Origin of the sequence: Tetragenococcus halophilus, from assembly GCF_001712815.1 — a bacterium.
In the GTDB taxonomy this organism is placed as follows: domain Bacteria; phylum Bacillota; class Bacilli; order Lactobacillales; family Enterococcaceae; genus Tetragenococcus; species Tetragenococcus halophilus.
The window spans coordinates 202,459-223,077 of sequence record NZ_CP012047.1 but is presented as its reverse complement, the minus strand read 5'-3'; the positions used below and the strand labels follow the sequence as shown (position 1 = coordinate 223,077).

Here is a 20,619-nt window from a genome sequence, read left to right as displayed (position 1 = left end):
TGCAATAAGCAGACCTTCTCAAATGTAGTTCGGATATTTTTACTTATGACATAAGCTCTGGTGATCACTCTAGCTCGTTTTCCTGATAAAATTTTAACGCTAGTTGTAACGACAAGGCAATATTAGGTTCAGTAATATCTATGGCCAAAATATTTTCAATGCGTTCAATACGGTATATCAATGTGTTGCGATGAATATAGAGCTTTCTTGCGGTAACTGCAATATTTTGGTGATTAGCTAAATAACTTGCTAAAGTTTGTAGTAAATTTAGCTGATTCTTTTGATCATAAGCAATAAGTTTGTATAAATAATGCGCAGAAAATTCGGCAGCAGCTTGAGTAGAAATTTGTTCTGATAAAAAGGTATCTAGATAAAATTCATTTAAAAAATGAATCCCAGTTTGTTTTGCAGCGATTGTTTTTAACATATTGGTTGCTTCAGAATAACTTTTAGCAACGGATAAAACCGACTGACTAGAACCTACTACAACCGAAAAGTGTAATGTCCGATTGATTTGTTGCTTTAAGTACTTCAACAATCTTTTTAATACTTTACTTTGTTCAGCTTGAATGGCAGCCTTTTTTGTCTCTTTTGCATTACCTAGTAGTCCTATCAATTGATTCCCTTGTTTAAACACATTTGAATCTAAGAAATTATTTTGAATATAGCGATGTAGAGCTGACAATAACATCTGCATCGCCTGTTCTTCGTACTTACGTTGTTCAAAAAGTGTTTTATCCGTAAGTTTGGGAAAATACACAGAAATAATATAAACAGAATATTCCAGCTCTACGTTGATATCTATATTAAAAGACCTTAAAGTTTCAACGTCTGTTATTTTTCCTGCAAATAAACGAGCAAAGAAATCACGATAAACTTGATTGTTCACTCGTTCTTTTTCAATTTGATGAGCGACTTCTAAAGCAATAGACATGGTACAACTTTCTAAGGCAATATGATCCGTATTCACTAGCGAACGATTCGTTAAATAAACAATAATATAACCATAATTAATTTGATTAAAAAAAATCGGCATAACACAACATAAAATTTCTTGCCCGTTTTTATATAATTTACGATAAAATGGGTGTTGTAACTGCTCTACATTTTTAGGAAGGTTTTGCAAATTTTGTTTCGGGAAATGATACGCTTTTCCTTGCTTCATTAAGCTAGTACGTAATTCATTTTCAAAACCTGTTAAAGACAAAACTTCCCAATTAGATGTAGTAACAAGGACAGGATTTTCCACAATTGCTCTGAGTTTTTTGGCAATATAATCGATACCGCCATTATTTAAAGAAGATTCGAAAAATTGCGAATAAATATCTAATGTAAATTGTTGTTCACTTGCTAAATCAGAAGATAATTGATTCATTATCATCTTTAAAATTTTTGAAAAAGCAATCCCATAAGGTATTTCAATCAAAGGAATCTCCAATTGTTGACTAAGTTTTATAAGATCACTCGGAATTTCTTTAAAAAACTGCCCTGTTTTAATACAAACTGCGGCAATATTTAATTCCTGAAAATGTTGGAAATAACGTTTTTGCTGGGCATAGTTTTCATAGAAAAAGTAACCTGATGTAATAATCAGTTCTCCTGCTGTCAGCCAATCATATGCTTTAGGATTATCCAAGATATTAGCCCCCGTAATGTTATGATCCATCCCTAGATCATCCCCAGTGAGTAATTTAAAGTTATGCGCCATTGGTAATTTCAGAAATTCAGCAATATTCATGGCAAACACTTCTTTCTTTAATAATTTGTATAAGTATATATGATTTAAAAGATAGAAACAATAAATAAACTAATTTTTAAGGAGTGAAAAAATGAAACAATTGATCCGAAACGCCCGACTAGAAACTGGTTACCAAACAAAAGATGAAGTAGTGATAAAAACAAACACTGAAATAACAGACCTATTAATAGAGGAAGGTCACTTTACCAAAATCGGTCCTCATTTACAAGAATCAGCGGATGTCACGATAGATGCTAAAAAGCAGCTATTACTCCCTAGTTTACGTGAAATGCATATTCATATCGACAAAACTTATTTTGGCAATGGTTAGCAAGCCCCTATTCCAGCAAAGAATGGTATCTATACTCGTTTAGAAGAAGAAAAAACATTATTGCCAGAACAATTAGAAGTTGCTGAACAACGTGCCCATACTATGATACAACATTATATTCGACTCGGACACACCCATATCCGTACGCACGTAAATGTAGACCCGCAGATTAAAACGAAACATGTACAATTGGTTAAGCGTGTTTTACAGGACTATGAAAATCAGATTACTTATGAAATCGTTGCTTTTCCTCAGCATGGATTGCTACGTAATGGTTCAGAATTTCTAACTATCTTAGAGGATGCATTAAAATTAGGTGTGACTCACATTGGTGGTGTAGATCCTGCTTCTTTGGACCGCAATATTGGCGAGGTTTTAGCGACAACTTTTGCTTTAGCCGAAAAATATCATGTTGGCATTGATATGCATTTACATGATCGTGATACGCTAGGCGCTTTTGAAATCCATCGCCTCTTAGATTGTATTGAACAAAGGAATTTCTCTCAGCCAGTGACTCTTAGCCATGCATTTGCTTTAGCAGGTATTAGTGACAATGAATTAGATGAATTAATACAGCGAATGGCCAAAAATAAGGTAGATGTCACTACTACAGTGGTCATTAGTGACGAAAATCTTACCCTTCCAGTTAAAAAGTTATACGACAATGGTGTCATGGTTTCTTTTGGCCATGATAGTTTAACCGATCACTGGTCTCCTTTTGGTACGGGTGATACGATTCAAAAATTAAATTTATTTATTGAACGTTGCGGTTATATCGACGAGTACCAAATCAGTCAATCTTTAAAATATGCTAGTGGGGGTATTACGCCTTTAAATGAACAAGGAAAACAAGTTTGGCCACAATTCGGTGATCAAGCAGATCTTATCTTAGTAGATGCCGTCAGTAGTGCTCACATGATCGCCCGCCAGTGTCCTATCTCAACAGTAGTTTCTGCTGGTGAAATCATTTATCAAACAGATATTACATTGAAAGGAGCTTACCGCGGATGAAAACATTAAAAAATGTGCGCTTAGAAACCGGAGAATACTTTGACAGTCGACATCGGTTACAAACAAAGACAGAATTATTTGATTTAAGAATTGACGGCAAAAAAATTACACAAATCATACCGACTAAGCAAAACTCAGAAGAAGCTGGTATTGATATGCAAGGACAACTCTGTTTACCAGCCTTCAAAGATATGCATAACCATTTAGATAAAACCTACCTATCCTTGCCTTGGAAGGCTTGTATACCTAGCAAAAATTTAGCCCACCGCTTAAAGTTAGAAGCAGAAGAATTAACGGAATTAGCGGAAACCACTGAGCAGCGAGCTTCTACAATGATAGAAAAATATTTGGCTAGTGGAGTAGACCACATCCGTACCCATGTTAATATTGATCCTTTCATCGGCCTAAAAAACCTTGAAGGTGTTAAAAAAGCGTTGAAAAAATATGAAAAATATTTAACAGCTGACATCATCGCTTTCCCCCAACATGGTCTACTTGCCCATCCTGAAATGCCAGATTTGTTAAGAAAAGCATTAAATTCAGGAGCAAGCATGTTGGGCGCTTTAGACCCAGGAGGAATTGATCAGGATATTGAACGTTCTTTACAAATAACAATGGACATTGCCAAAGAATGCCAAGTAGATGTTGATATGCACTTTCATGATCCTGGCCAATTAGGCTATTATACAATGGATAAGTGGTTAGATATGGTTGAAGAACAAGACTTTAAAGGAAAAACAGGCTTTAGTCATGCTTTTGGATTATGCGATTTGTCAAATAAAGCATGGGAAAACATCTATCCACGCTTACAAGAACACGCCGCTCAGATTCTTACAACGATTCCTATCAGTATGAAGAAAAAGCTCTTACCTATCGATGCCTTACAAAAGGCTGATATTTTTGTTGGTATAGGTTGTGATGGCTTTTATGATTCGTGGAGCCCTTATGTATCGGGAGATGTAGTAGAAAAATTACGTAATTATTGTGATTACACTGGAAAAAGTAATGAGCAAGCTTTAAGACAAAGTTTAAGTTTAATTACCAATAATCTTACGCCTCTTGATGAAAATGGACAGAAACAATGGCCCGAGGTCGGCGACACAGCCAGCTTTGTTTTCACTGATGCTGTATGTAGTGCGCAAGTTGCAGCTCGCATACCGAAAAAAAGAAGCCTAATGCATGAAGGAAATTTTTATTCTTCTAAATAAATTTTTCATACCGAACTTGAACAAAAAAGCTAGTAAGTAAGAGGAATGTCTTCCTTCTTACTTACTAGCTTTTCATTTTAGTTCATGATTATTCAGCAGCTAAAGCGGCTTTATTAATATAATTATATGGTTGATTGAAATGTGGTAAGAAGAATAAATCAAGCATACCCAATTCGTCAATCGTTACTTGGCGTTCAATTGCTAGTGAGAACATATGAATCGCCATAGAAATATCTGAAGTTGTAGAAGACATTTGTGCGCCTACAATACGGCGAGAACCTGTTTCATAGACAATACGTAATTTTATCGAGTCATTTTCTTTCATGAATTCTGGTTTTTGTGTGTCTTCAATATCTGTATATTTAACATCTAAATTAAATTTAGCCGCCAATTCCACAGAATAACCAGTGGATACCATATGATGTCCAAAGATTGAAATACCGTTTGATCCTTGAACTCCTGGTGATTCTACAGGATTGCCCGCAATATTTTCACCAGCAACAATGCCTGTACGTAGCGCATTTGATGCTAGCGCAATATAAGTCGTTCCTTGTAAAGCATTTGAGTAAACCGTCGCACAATCTCCTACTGCATAAACATCCGGATCACTTGTTTGTTGATGACGATCTACCAGATAAGCGCCATTTGCAAACAGTTCTAAATGATCTTTTGCCAATTGATTGTTAGGTAAAAAACCGATCGCGTTAATCACTAAATCAACGTCATATTCGCCTTTTTCAGTCACGATCTGTTCTACTTTGTCTGAACCTTTATATTCTTTGACCAGTTCACCATAATGTAATTCAATGCCATGATCAGCCAAATTTTTGTCCATATCGTCAGTAAACCAAGTATCGTAATAATTAGGTAAGCAACGGTCTAAGGCATCAAATAACAATACATTTTTATTACGACGTTTAGCAGCTTCTGCCATTTCTACACCGATATAGCCAGCGCCAATAACTGCGATATTTTTCACATTTTCATTTTCAAACATTTGGTCTATATTTTGACCTTCTTCATATTTTTTCATAAAGGTAATGTTTTCTAATTCACGACCAGGCACCTTAGGAGAGATAGGAATGGATCCTGTAGCTAAAACTAGTTTGTCATAGCTTTCTTCGACCTTATCACCCTGCTGTGTTATGGCATGAACCACTTTTCCATCAAAGTCAATAGATTCAACAGTTGTTTGTGTACGTACTTTAGCGCCTTTAGCTTCAAAATCTTCCCGATTCGTATAAAACAAGCCGTCTACACCGTCAATTTGTTTACCTACCCATAAAGCAGTGCCACAACTTAAATAACTAAAATTTTCATTACGCTCAATCATCACAACTTCTTGATCTGAATTATCTAAAATCGCATTTGCTGCTGCTAGACCTGCATGATTCGTTCCTATAATTACTGTTTTTGCCATCTATTTTTCCTCCCTTATTTTACATATATAATATATCAAGATTGTGAAGATAAGAACTATCAATAATTTTTGCACAACCGAAAGATTTGCAAGGAAGTTCACATGAAAAACTAGATAAAAGGATTTAAATCATAGAAAAATTACCTACAAAAATTTATTTGTGAAAAAAGACAAATAATATCCTTTTTTTTCACAAAGTAAAATACTCACTATGAACCTCGTATTTTTGTTAACTTTGCATTAATCATCGACAAAACTTGCTGAGCTTCCTCCGAGTTTTCTACAAAATTCAATTGATCTCCAATTAATTTGGATTTTAGGACTATGATTATAATTTTCATCCCATGCATTATAACGTCGGTTTAATTCTTTATAATAAGCATCCAAACTAGGATTGTTAATTAGGATATTCTAGCTTTTTTCCTCTAAAAAACCTTAAGATTTGACTTTTTTTCTTATAAAACGTTTTGATTACTTAACGAGAACCTATTAATTTAGTAAAATGTTTAAAGGATAAAAAATGAAAACAGAAAGAGGGACAACATGTTATTTCAGGGAAACGGTCGATCAAACGGAAAAATCATTTTAATTGGGGAACACTCTGCTGTTTATGACAAAGCAGCTATTGTTCTCCCTTTTAATGACACGCAGATTCATGTGACTGTGCAACAAGCGCCTAGAAACTTTTTAATGTCACGTTATTATATAGGTTATTTAACAGACGCTCCTGAAAATCTACAAAGTATCAAAGAACTAACTTATAAATTACAAACTTATTTACATACACCTAATTTTCAGTTAAATATCAATAGCACTATTCCCGTTGCCAGGGGCATGGGATCAAGTGCTGCCGTTGCTATTGCCATTACGCGTGCTTTTTTTGCTTGGAAAGAACAGTATCTTGATCAAGAAACTTTATTATCTTTTACTGATTATGCCGAAAAAATTGCACATGGTAATCCTAGTGGAATGGATGCTGCGGCTGCTAGCAGCAAGGAACCTATTTTTTTTGAACATAAACAATTCACTACCTTTCCGATGAATATTGACGCTTATTTACTTGTGGCTGATACGGGTGTTCTTGGCCAAACAAGAGCTGCCGTTAAGTCTGTCTCTCAACAATTTAAAACATTTCATAAGCAAACGAGCCATGCAATTGAAGAACTGGGCTTATTAACTGAACGAACAAAAGAAGCCATCATTATGAACCAACCGGAAATTTTAGGCGAAGTTATGAACCAAGCACAAAATCATTTACGATCATTAACAGTCAGCAATAAATTGTTGGATGATTTGATTCAATTTTCTTTAGAAAACGGTGCTTTAGGAGCAAAGTTAACCGGTGGAGGCCGCGGCGGGTGCTTTTTAGCCTTAGCTAAAACAAAAGAAGAAGCTGAAGAATTAGCCCAACTTTTACAAGAAAGAGGCATAAAAGAAAGCTGGATACAAGGATTAGGAGTTTACCAATATGCATAATGGAAAAGCTAGAGCATTTACTAACATCGCGCTAATTAAATACTGGGGCAAAAAAGATCCACAGTTGATTTTACCTATGAATAATAGTTTATCTTTAACATTAGATGCTTTTTACACTGAAACAAGTGTTTCTTTTTCTAAGGAGTATACAGCTGACAGCTTTTATCTTGATGGTCAATTGCAAGACGAAAAGTCTACAGAAAAAGTTAGGCGGTTTTTAGACTTAGTTCGTGAACAAAGCCAGATTTTTGAATATGCCATTGTTCAAAGTCAAAATTTTGTCCCCACAGCAGCTGGTCTGGCTTCTTCTGCCAGTGGCTTAGCTGCTTTAGCCGGTGCTTGTAACGATGCTTTAGGACTTAACCTTTCCGATAAAGAGCTATCCCGTTTGGCTAGAAAGGGGTCTGGCTCTGCTTGCCGAAGCATCTATGGCGGATTTGTCGAATGGGAAAAAGGAGATTCTGACCAAAACTCCTACGCTTTTCCTGTACCGTCTAACCATTGGGAAGATGAATTGGCGATGATTTTTATCCTTATTAATGATAAAGCCAAAGATATTTCTAGTAGAAATGGTATGCAACGTACAGTAGGCACTTCAACTTATTATACCGATTGGGTAAAAAACGTTGATGTAGATATAAAAAAAGCAAGAGAAGCCATTATTGAACACGACTTTCAAGCTTTAGGCGAAGTAACCGAAAGTAATTGTTTAAAAATGCACGCGACGACTCTAGCGGCTTCTCCACCCTTTACTTATTGGACACCTGATAGTCTAAGAGCAATGAACAAAGTACATGACATGCGTCAGGCGGGTCAAGATTGTTATTTTACTATGGACGCAGGTCCCAATGTAAAAGTTCTTTGTCAAAAAAAAGATAGCCAAAAGATCTATAATGAGTTGCAAAAAGAATTTCCTGTAGAACAACTAGTGATGGCTTATGCAGGAAAAGGAATGGAAACTTTAGAAACGGAAGTGGCAAAATGATTGAGGTCTCTACCCCGGGAAAATTGTATATCGCAGGCGAATACGCTGTTGTTGAACCGGGTCATCTGGCGATCATAGCAGCTGTAGACCAATTTATTAATGTAACTATCGAAAGTGCAACAGAAAACGGCAGTATTCAATCCCAGCAGTATAGCGACCTACCTATACGCTGGACAAGAAGAGAGGGCGAACTGGTTTTAGACCATCGTGAAAATCCTTTCCATTATATTTTAGCTGCTATACGTTTAACAGAACGCTACGCTAAGGAACAAGGGACTTTATTAAGTTTTTATCATTTAAAAGTTACTAGTGAACTTGATAATTCTAGTGGGCGCAAATACGGTTTGGGTTCAAGCGGTGCAGTTACAGTAGGAACAGTTAAAGCACTTAATTTGTTTTATGACTTGCAAATGGATCCACTGATGCAATTTAAAATTGCCGCCCTAGCTCACCTCGCTGTTCAAGGAAACGGTTCTTGCGGTGATATTGCTGCTAGTTGCTTTGGCGGTTGGTTAGCTTTTTCAACCTTTGATCATCAATGGGTAAAAAAAAGACAAGAAACCTGGAAAATCAGCGATCTACTTAAAAGCGATTGGCCAAAACTTTCTATTCAACCACTACAGTCTCCTAAAAATATGCGTTTATTAATTGGTTGGACAGGTAGTCCAGCCTCTACTTCTGATTTAGTCGATCAGGTGAATCAGTCCAAAGAAGATAAAGACGATATACAAAAGAATTATGAACAATTTTTAACTGATAGTCATCATTGTGTAGAAGATTTAATGGATGGTTTTGTTAAAGATGATGTGACAAAAATAAAAAAAATGATTAGAAAAAATCGGACATTACTGCAAAACCTAGCTAAAGCAACAAATGTTGTAATTGAAACCCCCGCTTTAAAACAATTGTGTGATCTAGCGGAAAATTGTGGTGGTGCAGCAAAATCTTCGGGCGCAGGTGGCGGTGATTGTGGCATTGTGATCGCCGATCAAAAGACAGGAATCCTGCCTTTAATGAGCAAATGGGAGAAAGCTGACATTATACCATTACCTTTACATGTTTACCATTATCGAGGAGGACCCAAATGAACCGAAAAGATGAACATGTTTCGCTTGCAAAAGCATTCCACAAACCACATCATAATGACTTTGATGAAGTAAGAATTGTTCACCAATCTTTTACTTTAAATCGTTTTAGCGATGTATCTATTCGTACTGAATTATTCCAACGTGAGTTTTCTAGTCCTTTTTTTATTAATGCGATGACTGGAGGCAGCGAATGGACGAAAAAAATCAACCAGCAGTTAGCGATTGTCGCCAGAGAAACTGATTTAATGATGGCTACAGGTTCGGTTTCTACCGCCTTAAAAACACCTGAAACCAAAGATTCTTTTTCTATTGTTAGAAAAGAATTTCCTGATGGTTTTTTATTGGCTAATATAGGCGCTGGTTCTTCTTTAAAAAGCGCGCAACAAGCAGTTAATTTGTTTCAAGCAGATGCTTTACAAATCCATTTGAACACGCCTCAAGAGCTTGTAATGCCTGAAGGAGATCGCGATTTTGCCGACTGGCTTTTTTTACTAGAAGAAATCGTAGAGCATATTGAAGTTCCGGTTATTGTCAAAGAGGTCGGTTTTGGTATGAGCAGGGAGACGATTAATCAAATACTGGCAACAGGCGTTAAAACTATTGATATCGCGGGTAGCGGCGGTACCAGTTTTACACAAATCGAAAATGCTCGTCGAAAAAAAAGAGAATTTAATTATTTAGATCAATTTGGTCAAACAACAGTCGAGTCTTTGTTAGAAGCAAATGAAATTTCCCAAGAATTTAATTTGATCGCATCCGGCGGAATTCGAAATGCCTTTGATATTTTTAAATCTCTTTGTTTTGGTGCAAAGATGGTAGGCATCTCTGCTACAATTTTAAATTACCTACTGACCAATGGTTGCCAAGCAACCATTGAACTTATCGAACAATGGAAAAATGAATTAAAAACCCTTTATACGATGAGTGGTGCCTTAAAAACTTCTGATTTAACATCCGTTCCTTTAATTTTATCTGGGAATCCCCAAAATTGGTGTCAGGCTAGAAACATTGACATAAAAAAATATAGTATGCGTAAACCTGTATAAACAAAGCCTTCCACTTTGTTTATACAGGTTTTTTTTATAAAAAAAAGACTAGTGCTATACTAGCCCTTAATCTTATGATTTTATTCAAACAACTATTCTTGTGATTCGTCTTTTTCTTCTTGCGATTGTTCTTCAGCATTTCTATCTTCATTATTTGCCTCTTCTGAAGGTTCTGGTGTGTTATCTGTAGGAGGCACTGAAGTGCTTTGTGCTGTTTCTTCACTATAAGTTGGTTTTACTGTACGAATAGACGCACGGTCAAACTCTAAAAAGATACCTTCACAATCAAGTGTCACTGTCTTTTTGTCATCATCAATTTCTGAAACTACGCCATGTAAGCCACCAATTGTTACCACTTGGTTGCCTGGACGCATGCTATCTAATACCTCTTGACGTTTTTTTTGCTGTTTCTTTTGTGAACGTTGCATAAAATACATCAAAATGATGATAGGTACCAGCATTATAAGTATTTCCATTTTTTTTTCACCTCAACTTTTATCGTTTCATTCTCTACTTTATCAGAAGCAAGTACTTTTCACTAGTATTTTTCTAGAAAGTTAGAAATTTTTCGCATTTTCTTTATTAAATCCGTACGCTTCAAAAAATTGTTCCCGAAATTCAAGTAATTGGTCGTCTCTTATCGCTTGACGAACTTGTTCCATCAAGTGTAATAAGAAATAAAGATTATGGTAAGTCGTTAAGCGTATACCAAATGTTTCATCACATTTTAATAAATGCCGCACATAAGCCCGCGTATAATTACGACATGTGTAACAATGACATTGTTCGTCGATCGGACGGAAATCTCGTGCAAATTTTGCATTTTTTACAACTAAACGACCTTTTGAAGTCATACAAGTCCCGTTACGAGCAATCCGAGTAGGCAATACACAATCAAACATATCAATCCCCCGAATGGCGCCATCGATTAAAGAATCGGCCGCACCCACACCCATTAAATAACGAGGTTTATCTTCAGGAATCAAAGGCGTTGTATATTCTAACATACGATTCATTTCTTGTTTAGGTTCTCCTACAGATAATCCTCCAATAGAATATCCTGGAAAATCTAAGCTCACCAAGTCTTTCGCACTTTGTTTTCGTAGATCTTTATAGCCCGCACCTTGAACAATGCCAAACACGCCTTGTGTTTGAGGATTAGCATGAGCATTTAACCCTCTTTCTGCCCAACGCGAAGTGCGTTCAATAGAATCTTTCACGTAGTTATAGCTTTCATCATAAGGCGGACATTCATCAAGGCTCATCATAATGTCTGAACCTAATTTATTTTGAATATCAATTGCCTTTTCTGGAGATAAAAACATCTTTGAGCCATTTAAATGATTACGAAAATGAACACCCTGTTCTTCAATATTACGCATATCAGCTAAAGAAAATACTTGAAACCCTCCGGAATCAGTCAAAATAGGTTGATCCCAGTTCATAAATTTATGCAAACCACCTGCTTCTGCTACAAGATCTTCTCCTGGACGTAACCATAAGTGGTAGGTATTACTTAAAATAACACCAGCGCCCATTTCTTTTAATTCTTCTGGTGACATCGTTTTTACTGTAGCAAGTGTACCTACTGGCATAAACATTGGTGTTGGAAAAGTTCCGTGCGGAGTAATTAATTCGCCTAAGCGAGCGCCAGTATGCTTTTCTTTTTTGATCAATCGATATTTAATGGCGGGTTGTGTCATCGTTTCGCCCTACTTTCTTAAGTTTATCAGTTAAAAAATACCCTTAACTTTCAAAATATTTACAAACCACCTTTTATCATAAAGGTAAAAACAAGATTTTGCAATATCCAAAGAGACTATTGATACTTCTTAGTTTTGCTTTTTATCGCCCTCTGTTATACTATTTATAAGATAACAATATCTAAACAGATAAAGGAGGGTTTTTATGAAATCAAATGCTGAATTACGTGCTGAAGCTAGACAAATGCTAAAGGGGCGCTGGAAAGAAAGTGTGTTAATGAACTTAGTTCCCGTACTGATTACATTTGCTATAATTGCAATTATCACGATACCCGCTATATTATTTCTCAGCCAAAACTTCCAAGCTATAAATGAACCAACTGCTTATAATACTGGTTCTGATGGATCGAGTGGTAGTTCTTCGGGATTTATTTCAGGGCTTATCACTACTTTTTTTACCGTAGCTATGAGCTGGACATTTTTGGATATTTTACGGGGAAAAAAGGAAATTATTCGTCCATTTAGGGATGTTTTCCGAACTTTTCGCGCTCCCTACGCTTTAGCAGTTCTTGTTATTTACTTGCTGACGGCAATATTCCAATTTTTGTGGACATTATTGCTTGTCATTCCTGGTATCATTAAAGGCTATTCTTATTCACAAAGTTATTTTATCTATTATGATACTTATGAAAAAACAGGAGAAACTCCTCGTTACCTTGACTCTATTACTGCTAGTCGACATTTAATGGACGGTTTTAAAGCAAAATTATTTTTCTTAGATTTAAGTTTTATCGGATGGCATATTCTTTCTTTCCTTACTTTAGGAATTGGTTATCTTTGGTTAATGCCTTATATCTACGCTACCAAAGCAGCGTTTTATGACAGCTTGCCTAAAGAGTAAATAAAATGATTATAAACATTTGGCTAGTAAGACAGCACTTTATCATGTGCTGTCTTTTTTTTGCCCATACAAATATCACAACGAGAAATAAAAAAACCAAACGTCTTCCCTTCATCTTATCGATAAATGTGAAAACATTTGATTTTAATTTTATTTAATAAACATCGCATCGCCAAAGCTAAAGAAACGATAACGCTCGTCAACCGCATGTTGATAAGCGTTTAAAATATTATCTCTACCAGCAAAAGCACTGACCATCATCACAAGTGTGGATTTAGGTAAGTGAAAGTTGGTAGAAAAAGCATCAACAACTTTAAATTGATAACCAGGCGTGATAAAGATATCCGTCCAGCCGCTATCTGCTTTAATCTCTCCATTAAATTTTGTTCCAATCGTTTCAAGCGTACGAATGGAGGTTGTTCCTACAGCAACAATTTTTCCGCCCTGCGCTTTTACTTGATTCAAACGATCTGCTGCATTGTCTGTTAAGCGATAAAACTCACTATGCATATCATGATCTTCAATATTTTCAACGCTCACAGGACGAAAAGTGCCTAATCCAACATGTAGCGTTAAATATACAAGTTCGATCCCTTTTTGCTGGATCTTATCTAATAACTCTTGGGTAAAATGCAATCCAGCTGTTGGCGCCGCGGCTGATCCATTTTCTTTAGCATAAACGGTTTGATAACGTTCCGGGTCATCTAACTTTTCTTTAATATAAGGAGGCAGTGGCATTTCACCTAAAGCTTCTAGGTTTTCCAAAAAAATACCTTCGTAACTAAAACGAATCATTCGTCCACCATGGTCTAGTTCTTCTTCCACTACCGCTTTTATACGACCATCGCCAAAAGTAATTTGGGTGCCTACTTTGGCTCGTTTAGCAGGCTTTACTAACGTTTCCCAAACGTCACCTTCAGTGTTATTTAACAATAAAACTTCAAGATGTGCGCCTGTTTCTTCTTTTTCTCCATATAAACGAGCAGGTAATACTCTTGTATCATTCATAACCAGCGCATCTCCAGGATGTAACTCATCGATAATGTTATAGAAATGCTTATCTTGCAATTTTCCAGTCTTTGAATCTAATACTAATAGACGAGAACTTGTACGATCTTCTAATGGTGTTTGCGCAATTAATTCTTCAGGTAAATCAAAATCAAAATCTTCTGTAGTTAACATTGTTTTCACTCTTTTCTACACAATCTGTTTTACATTTTAGCACTTTTCTTCCTTGCTTCAAAGCTTGCCATTCTATTTATAGAATTGTGTTATAATAAAGATATATTTCTTCTGTATAACAGCCAAAAAAGATGCGGTAGTATAAGTCTTATTCTCTTTGTAACTTTGTCCATAAAAAATGTTACTTTTAGTCAAAATCTTATTTATGCATATTTCTTACTAAATATAAGCTTAAAGCAAATTATTTACAATATATATCGCTTATTCGTTCGTAAATCAATCATTTTATCATTTCCAAAAGACACAAATGTTTGTTTTTTGAACTTAACTGTTGTATTTTTTTAAGTTTTATGCATATTATATAATATAGAGTAACAAATAAAAAAAGTTTGAGGGTGGAAAATTTGATTGAATTTCAAGATGTATCAAAAATCTATAAAGGTGGCAAAAAAGCCGTCGACGATATCTCCTTTATAGTCGAAACAGGAGAAATGGTTTGCTTAATTGGCACAAGTGGAAGTGGAAAGACAACATCTATGCGAATGATCAATCGTATGACTGACCCCACAAAAGGAAAAATTTTGATCGATAACCAAGACGTTACAGATATTAATCCAGTAGAACTTCGTCGCAGAATTGGATATGTTATCCAAAACATTGGGCTCATGCCTCACATGACTATTCGAGATAACATCACAGTGGTTCCTAAGTTATTAAAAACATCACAAGATGATCGAAATAAAACTGCAGAACGCTTGATTAAGCTAGTAGAAATGCCAGAGGAAATGTTAGACCGTTATCCACATGAATTATCCGGTGGACAACAACAACGTGTCGGCGTTATACGAGCTTTAGCAGCCGACCAAGATGTCATCTTAATGGACGAGCCGTTTGGTGCTTTAGATCCGATTACACGAGACTCTTTGCAGGATTTAATTAAAGATTTAAATAAACGGTTAAAAAAGACGATCATCTTTGTAACTCATGATATGGATGAAGCTTTAAAACTAGCTGATCATGTAGCCATTATGAGCGAAGGAAAAGTCATCCAATATGACACGCCAGAAAATATCTTACAAAGTCCAGCCAATGAATTTGTTGAAGAATTACTAGGCGAAGATCGTTTGATGCAAGCTCAACCCGATAATACTTTAGTTAAAGATGTAATGACAACTGCCGTTACAATCACTTCCGAAAAATCAATACAAGAAGCGATTACCTTGATGCGCGAAAAAAGAGTAGATACTTTACTAGTAACAGACAATCGCGAAATTTTAAAAGGTTTCATTGATATTGAAACAATTAATCGAAGAAGCGATCGTACAATGAGCGTTGGTGATATCATAAAAACAGACGTCTCATCTGTAAAAGAAGATACGCTTTTACGTAACACATTACAACGTATTTTAAAACGTGGACTGAAGTATGTCCCTGTCGTTGACGATAAAAATCGCGTTGTCGGTATATTAACTCGTGCTTCATTAGTCGATATCATTTACGATGTCTTATGGGGAGAAGAACAATCGATTAGAGATGCTGTCGAGTCATTTAAGCCAGAAGATACAGAGGAGGTCTAGATTATGCAAGCCTTCTTTTCAGAATATGGTTCACAATTAATGAGTAACCTATTTGAACATATTATTATTTCATTCATGGCACTGTTTTTAGGTACCTTAGTCGCAATTCCTTTAGGCGTTTTATTGACAAGAACCAACAAAATCGCCGGTATCGTGATCAGTACTGCCAGTGCTTTACAAACTATCCCAGCACTAGCTCTACTTACTTTAATGATCCCATTTCTTGGTGTAGGACGAGCACCTGCAATTGTTGCACTATTTATTTATTCTCTATTGCCGATTTTGCGTAATACATATATCGGTATGGAAAATGTAGATCCCAACTACGTAGATGTAGCAAAAGGCATGGGCATGACAAATATCCAATCGATTATAAGTGTAGAACTGCCAATTGCAGTCCCTACTATCATGGCTGGAGTACGATTAGCAGCTACTTATGTTATTGCTTGGGCAACACTTGCTTCTTATATTGGCGCTGGCGGTTTAGGGGTCCTAATCTTTAGTGGTCTGGACAATTACCAACCAGAACTAATCATTGGGGGTACCGTTCCTGCGATTTTACTAGCGATAATTGTTGATTACTTGTTAGAAAAATTAGAAACATTCCTTACTCCAATTTCATTAAGGGGGGGAAGCGAACAATGAAAAAAATGAAAAGTTTTATTTTATTTTTAGGTGGACTACTTTTATTAGCAGGCTGTTCCTTTCCTGGTCTAGCCTCAAATCAATCTGAAGATACAGTTGCGATTACTGGTGGTATCACCACTGAATCACAGATCTTAGCTAGTATGGTTGCAGGTATGGTCGAGCATTATACAGACAAACAAACGTCCATTATTAATAACTTAGGAACAACGAATATTAATCATGAAGCGATGATGAATGAAGATGCTGATATATCTGCCGCTCGCTACACTGGAACCGATGTTGCTTCCACCTTACTTCTGCCGCCAGAAAAAAATCCAGATAAGGCATTGGACCTTGTACAAAAAGAGTTTAAAGAACGTTACAATCAGGACTGGTTGGCATCTTATGGTTTTGATAATACCTATGTTTTCTTAGTGCGTAGAGATACAGCAGAAGAATACGGTTTAGAAAAAGTCAGTGACTTAGAAGACGTCGCTGATGAGTTGACGGTGGGTGCTGACCGAGCATGGATGACACGTGAAGGTGACGGTTACCCAGGATTTACGCAAGAATACGGTTTTGAATTTGACCAAATCTATCCAATGCAGATTGGTTTAGTTTATGACGCTCTAGCTGCGCATCGAATGGATGTTGTATTAGGCTATTCAACCGATGGCCGGGTTGCAAGTTATGATCTTGTGATGTTAGAAGATGATCGCCAATACTTCCCGCCTTATGATGCTTCTCCAATTATAAATGATGAGTTAGCCCAAAGGGATCCGGAAGTAAAAGATGCCCTCGATCGACTCGCTGGTAAAATTGATACAGAAGCAATGCAAGAAATGAATTATCAATCAGATAATAACCTGGTTGAACCATCGATTGTGGCCGAACGTTTCCTAGAAGAACATAATTATTTTGAAGATGAGGAGTGATGGAAAATGGATATGAGTCAAATGAATTTAATGCAACAATTTATTTATTACTTTCAAGAAAATGGAAGTTACGTTTTTTCTCAATTTATTCGTCACTTCTTAATCTCGATTTATGGAGTGATCTTTGCTGCGATAATTGGTATACCTATTGGTATTATCATCGCAAGACGTACAACATTAGCTAGTTGGGTCGTTCGAGTCGCAAATATCATCCAGACTGTTCCCCAATTAGCTATGGTATCTATCTTGATGTTTGCCTTTGGCTTAGGTGTCAATGTAGTTATTATTACCGTATTTTTATATTCTCTATTACCGATTATTAAAAATACGTACACAGGCATGACACAAGTAGATAAAAACGCGCTGGACGTAGGCAAAGGAATGGGGATGACGGCCTGGCAGCGACTGTATATGATCGAATTGCCCTTATCTATTTCAGTGATCATGGCAGGTATTCGAAATGCTTTAGTGGTCGCGATTGGAATCACTGCCATCGGTACTTTTGTTGGTGCAGGTGGATTAGGTGACATTATTGTTCGTGGAACGAACGCAACTGATGGTGCCGCCATCATTTTAGCTGGTGCATTACCAACCGCTTTAATGTCAATTTTAACTGATTGGTTATTAGGATTAGTTGAACACCAACTAGATCCGTCCAGTCGTACTAGCAAAAGTTAATACTAGAATAAAAAGAAAACTAAGCTACTTTACATTTAACACAACAGTTGAATGTAAAGTAGCTTGGTTTCTTTTTTTGTATTTTAGTCTTCTTTGCTCATCTCACGATTTTTATTAGCAGCAGCTTGAACAGCTTTCATAACACTAGCACGAAAGTTGCTTTCTTCCAGGGATTGAACTGCTGCAATCGTTGTACCTTTAGGTGAAGTGACCATATCTTTTAATTCTGCTGGATGTTTCCCGGTTTCTGCCACCATTTTGGCTGCTCCTAAAACAGCTTGACTGGCAAATTCATAAGCATCGCCTCGGGACAATCCTTCTGCTACCGCACCATCCGCTAGAGCTTCGATAAACAAATAAACATAAGCTGGGGCTGAACCTGAAACACCAACAACAGCATCAATAACCTCTTCTGAAACGACTTTGGCCTTCCCGAACTTGTTGAATATATCTACGACAGTTTGTATCTGCTTGTCAGAAACAACTTCGTTTGGCGAAATAGAAGTCATCGCTTCATTGACCATGGCTGGCGTATTGGGCATTGCGCGAATAATTTTATGTGGCCCAGTTAACTCGGCAATTTGTTGAATACTAATACCCGCTGCAATTGATACAAGAAGGTGTTCTTCTTGCAAATATGCCTTTATTCGAGGAAGTATCTGAAGCAAAATTGCTGGTTTGACTGCTAAAATAACCACATCCGTTTGTTCAAACAATTCTTTTTCATCTATAACTGCCTGAATACCATACTTTTTTTCTACTTCTTGCAAAGTTGGTTCATAACGATGATTATAAACAAAAATTTCTTCTTTCTTATAAATATTAGAAGCAACTAAACCTGCAATAATTGCCTGAGCCATATTTCCTGCGCCATAAAATCCGATCCGATGTCTCACATCAATCACTCCTCTGTTTTAAATGTTAATACTTTGCCATTTTCAGCATGTAAGTATCCTCTTTGTGGTACTTGTAAATGTATGTACAAAGAAAATGCTAATTCAAGTTGATACTCTTTTTCTCCTTGCTGAAAGATGCCATAGAATTTTCCTAAATTATTTTCCTTTTGCTTTTCCACCAGCAAATAGTAACCATAAACCCCTTGCTTTCTTGTTTTAAAGAAAAATTGCCAAATTTGTTTAAAAATTAATGACAATAATAATCCAATCATAAGAACGACAACGAGATATCCCAAGTTTTCACCTGCTTTTTTATGTACTGAGGCCTTCTTCATTAACAACTACATCAATGCCAATACTAACTTTTAATGCCTCATTCGCTTTTTCCATTGTTTCTTCTTCTAAAATGCATACTTTTTCTTTTAAACGGGACTTATCCACCGTTCGAATCTGCTCTAATAAAATAACCGAATCTTTATCTAAACCTTTCGTCGTTTTCTCAATGCCGATATGTGTAGGTAGACTCGTTTTTTCCATTTTCGCGGTTACTGCAGCCACAATAACTGTTGGACTAAAATAATTACCCAAGTCATTGGAAATAACCAAAACAGGACGAATACCGCCTTGTTCTGACCCTACAACTGGAGATAAATCTGCGTAATAAATCTCTCCACGTTTTATCATAGACTTCATCCTTTTTCTACATATTCTCTTGGTACACGATTTGAAATTAAGCAAGCCACTTCATAATTATTTGTACCTTTATATGTAGCGATATCTTGCAAGGTGATTTCATTTGTTCCATCTTTTCCCACTAAGGTTACTTTTGTACCTTCTTTTACTTTTTCCGGCAAACGTACCATGATTTGGTCCATACATACACGTCCTACAACTTCACAGAATTCACCGTTAATCAGTACGTGAAATCCCTGTAGATCACGAGTAAACCCGTCGGCATAACCAATCGGTATGGTAGCAATCCATTCCTCAGTTTTTGTTTCATAAGTTTTACCGTAACCAATACCATAGCCTTTAGGTAATTTTTTTGTTTGAACAATCTCTGAAACTAGAGAGAGGGCTGGGACTAAAGGATAAGTAGAAGTAAGTGCTGTTCCGGAAGGATTTAACCCATACATTGCTATACCCAAACGAACCATATTCCCTATGTCCTGATGCCACATAGCAGTTGCGCTATTGGCCGTATGAACATACTTAGGTTGATAAGGTAATGTATTTAGTATCTCATTAAAATAACGGCTCTGAGCTTGAAAATATTGTACATCTTCTTGGTCAGCCGTAGCAAAATGCGTAAAAATACCTTCCCAATAAAAGTTCTGTTCTTTTTCAATAACTGCTAGTGCTTGTGTTGTTTCTTCTGCATTTAAAAAACCGATTCGACCCATGCCAGTGTCTATTTTAATATGTAAATGTAGTGTTAAAGAACTGTCCTTTAAGTATACAGCTGCTTCTTTCAACCACTCGATCTCTGCCACTGGTACAGATAAGTAATAAGCTGCAGCTAATGCTGCATCAGCCGGAGAAATAATCCCTAAAATAAGAATGGGCTGTGTGATCCCACTATGGCGTAATTCTATAGCTTCATCAAGTGTAGCAGTACAAAATCCTTGAGCGCCAGCTTTTAAAGCAACTTTCGCAACAGAAACCGCACCGTGTCCGTAACCATCTGCTTTAACTACAGCAAAGATTTCTTTTTCTGGATGACGTTGCTTTTCTTGTACGATATTTTGCCAAATAGCATTTAAGTCGATCACTGCTTTTGTTGGACGGTGATATGAAATAACCAAAATTCATTTCCT

General features: G+C 36.4%; 21 protein-coding genes. 12 read left to right on the top strand and 9 right to left on the bottom strand.

Annotated features, from left to right (window positions below; all coding sequences use genetic code 11):
• Window positions 1-64 precede the first annotated feature (64 nt).
• On the bottom strand, window positions 65-1,738 hold the full coding sequence (locus tag AC806_RS01005) for a PucR family transcriptional regulator (RefSeq protein WP_069028563.1): 1,674 nt from the start codon (window positions 1,736-1,738) through the stop codon (window positions 65-67).
• Window positions 1,739-1,829: 91 nt separating this feature from the next.
• On the opposite strand from AC806_RS01005, the gene AC806_RS12055 reads away from it, so the two are divergent.
• The 3 genes from AC806_RS12055 to AC806_RS00995 are packed head-to-tail and all read left to right on the top strand — an operon-like array spanning window position 1,830 to window position 4,288.
• On the top strand, window positions 1,830-2,069 hold the full coding sequence (locus AC806_RS12055) for a hypothetical protein (RefSeq protein WP_231960500.1): 240 nt from the start codon (window positions 1,830-1,832) through the stop codon (window positions 2,067-2,069).
• Between the two features lie 60 nt (window positions 2,070-2,129).
• A complete protein-coding gene (locus AC806_RS01000; protein WP_231960499.1) occupies window positions 2,130-3,080 on the top strand; it encodes an amidohydrolase family protein in 951 nt (316 codons plus the stop codon).
• A complete protein-coding gene (locus AC806_RS00995; RefSeq protein WP_061841195.1) occupies window positions 3,077-4,288 on the top strand; it encodes an amidohydrolase in 1,212 nt (403 codons plus the stop codon). Before AC806_RS01000 ends, AC806_RS00995 begins: the two co-directional genes overlap by 4 nt.
• An 88-nt stretch (window positions 4,289-4,376) precedes the next feature.
• On the opposite strand, the gene nox is transcribed toward AC806_RS00995, so the two are convergent.
• Entirely contained in the window at window positions 4,377-5,708 is a 1,332-nt protein-coding gene (nox, locus tag AC806_RS00990; protein ID WP_069028562.1) for a H2O-forming NADH oxidase, read from the bottom strand.
• A gap of 543 nt (window positions 5,709-6,251) precedes the next feature.
• On the opposite strand from nox, the gene mvk reads away from it, so the two are divergent.
• Genes mvk through fni form a run of 4 tightly spaced genes read left to right on the top strand, consistent with a single transcriptional unit; the run spans window position 6,252 to window position 10,303 of the window.
• Window positions 6,252-7,184: a mevalonate kinase gene (gene mvk / locus AC806_RS00985; protein ID WP_069028561.1), complete on the top strand. Its 933-nt coding sequence runs from the start codon at window positions 6,252-6,254 to the stop codon at window positions 7,182-7,184.
• Window positions 7,177-8,169 (top strand): diphosphomevalonate decarboxylase, encoded by a 993-nt coding sequence (gene mvaD / locus AC806_RS00980; RefSeq protein WP_014123614.1) that lies wholly within the window; start codon window positions 7,177-7,179, stop codon window positions 8,167-8,169. Before mvk ends, mvaD begins: the two co-directional genes overlap by 8 nt.
• Window positions 8,166-9,257, top strand: a complete 1,092-nt coding sequence (locus tag AC806_RS00975; protein ID WP_014123613.1) for a phosphomevalonate kinase — start codon at window positions 8,166-8,168, stop codon at window positions 9,255-9,257. Before mvaD ends, AC806_RS00975 begins: the two co-directional genes overlap by 4 nt.
• Window positions 9,254-10,303: a type 2 isopentenyl-diphosphate Delta-isomerase gene (gene fni / locus AC806_RS00970; protein ID WP_069028560.1), complete on the top strand. Its 1,050-nt coding sequence runs from the start codon at window positions 9,254-9,256 to the stop codon at window positions 10,301-10,303. The genes AC806_RS00975 and fni overlap by 4 nt, the downstream gene beginning before the upstream one ends.
• A 92-nt stretch (window positions 10,304-10,395) precedes the next feature.
• Here fni and yajC read toward each other — a convergent pair whose 3' ends face one another.
• Together yajC and tgt are read right to left on the bottom strand one after the other, a co-directional pair.
• Entirely contained in the window at window positions 10,396-10,779 is a 384-nt protein-coding gene (yajC, locus tag AC806_RS00965) for a preprotein translocase subunit YajC (RefSeq protein ID WP_014123611.1), read from the bottom strand.
• Window positions 10,780-10,860: 81 nt separating this feature from the next.
• Window positions 10,861-12,006: a tRNA guanosine(34) transglycosylase Tgt gene (gene tgt, locus AC806_RS00960; RefSeq protein WP_014123610.1), complete on the bottom strand. Its 1,146-nt coding sequence runs from the start codon at window positions 12,004-12,006 to the stop codon at window positions 10,861-10,863.
• 205 nt (window positions 12,007-12,211) lie between these two features.
• Between tgt and AC806_RS00955 the strand changes: the two genes are divergently transcribed.
• On the top strand, window positions 12,212-12,907 hold the full coding sequence (locus AC806_RS00955) for a DUF975 family protein (RefSeq protein WP_069028559.1): 696 nt from the start codon (window positions 12,212-12,214) through the stop codon (window positions 12,905-12,907).
• Window positions 12,908-13,057: 150 nt separating this feature from the next.
• Here AC806_RS00955 and queA read toward each other — a convergent pair whose 3' ends face one another.
• Complete coding sequence (gene queA, locus AC806_RS00950; RefSeq protein WP_069028558.1) at window positions 13,058-14,089, bottom strand: tRNA preQ1(34) S-adenosylmethionine ribosyltransferase-isomerase QueA; 1,032 nt, start codon at window positions 14,087-14,089, stop codon at window positions 13,058-13,060.
• A 404-nt stretch (window positions 14,090-14,493) separates the two neighbouring features.
• On the opposite strand from queA, the gene AC806_RS00945 reads away from it, so the two are divergent.
• The 4 genes from AC806_RS00945 to AC806_RS00930 are packed head-to-tail and all read left to right on the top strand — an operon-like array spanning window position 14,494 to window position 17,906.
• The gene (locus AC806_RS00945) at window positions 14,494-15,666 is read left to right on the top strand and encodes a betaine/proline/choline family ABC transporter ATP-binding protein (protein ID WP_069028557.1); all 1,173 of its coding nucleotides are present in this window, start codon (window positions 14,494-14,496) and stop codon (window positions 15,664-15,666) included.
• Window positions 15,667-15,669: 3 nt separating this feature from the next.
• Window positions 15,670-16,311 (top strand): ABC transporter permease, encoded by a 642-nt coding sequence (locus AC806_RS00940; protein ID WP_069028556.1) that lies wholly within the window; start codon window positions 15,670-15,672, stop codon window positions 16,309-16,311.
• On the top strand, window positions 16,308-17,228 hold the full coding sequence (locus tag AC806_RS00935; protein WP_069028555.1) for an osmoprotectant ABC transporter substrate-binding protein: 921 nt from the start codon (window positions 16,308-16,310) through the stop codon (window positions 17,226-17,228). The genes AC806_RS00940 and AC806_RS00935 overlap by 4 nt, the downstream gene beginning before the upstream one ends.
• A gap of 6 nt (window positions 17,229-17,234) precedes the next feature.
• The gene (locus AC806_RS00930; protein WP_061841206.1) at window positions 17,235-17,906 is read left to right on the top strand and encodes an ABC transporter permease; all 672 of its coding nucleotides are present in this window, start codon (window positions 17,235-17,237) and stop codon (window positions 17,904-17,906) included.
• Window positions 17,907-17,989: 83 nt separating this feature from the next.
• On the opposite strand, the gene proC is transcribed toward AC806_RS00930, so the two are convergent.
• From proC to alr, 4 genes are read right to left on the bottom strand one after another with little or no spacing between them, the layout of a single operon-like run.
• Window positions 17,990-18,802 carry a pyrroline-5-carboxylate reductase gene (gene proC / locus AC806_RS00925; RefSeq protein WP_082786940.1) on the bottom strand — a complete coding sequence of 271 codons (813 nt, stop codon included), beginning with the start codon at window positions 18,800-18,802 and terminating at the stop codon, window positions 17,990-17,992.
• A gap of 5 nt (window positions 18,803-18,807) precedes the next feature.
• Window positions 18,808-19,098, bottom strand: a complete 291-nt coding sequence (locus AC806_RS00920) for a hypothetical protein (RefSeq protein WP_061841207.1) — start codon at window positions 19,096-19,098, stop codon at window positions 18,808-18,810.
• A 16-nt stretch (window positions 19,099-19,114) separates the two neighbouring features.
• Entirely contained in the window at window positions 19,115-19,486 is a 372-nt protein-coding gene (locus AC806_RS00915; protein WP_041591743.1) for a type II toxin-antitoxin system PemK/MazF family toxin, read from the bottom strand.
• 5 nt (window positions 19,487-19,491) lie between these two features.
• Window positions 19,492-20,607: an alanine racemase gene (gene alr, locus AC806_RS00910; RefSeq protein ID WP_069028554.1), complete on the bottom strand. Its 1,116-nt coding sequence runs from the start codon at window positions 20,605-20,607 to the stop codon at window positions 19,492-19,494.
• Window positions 20,608-20,619: the final 12 nt, after the last annotated feature.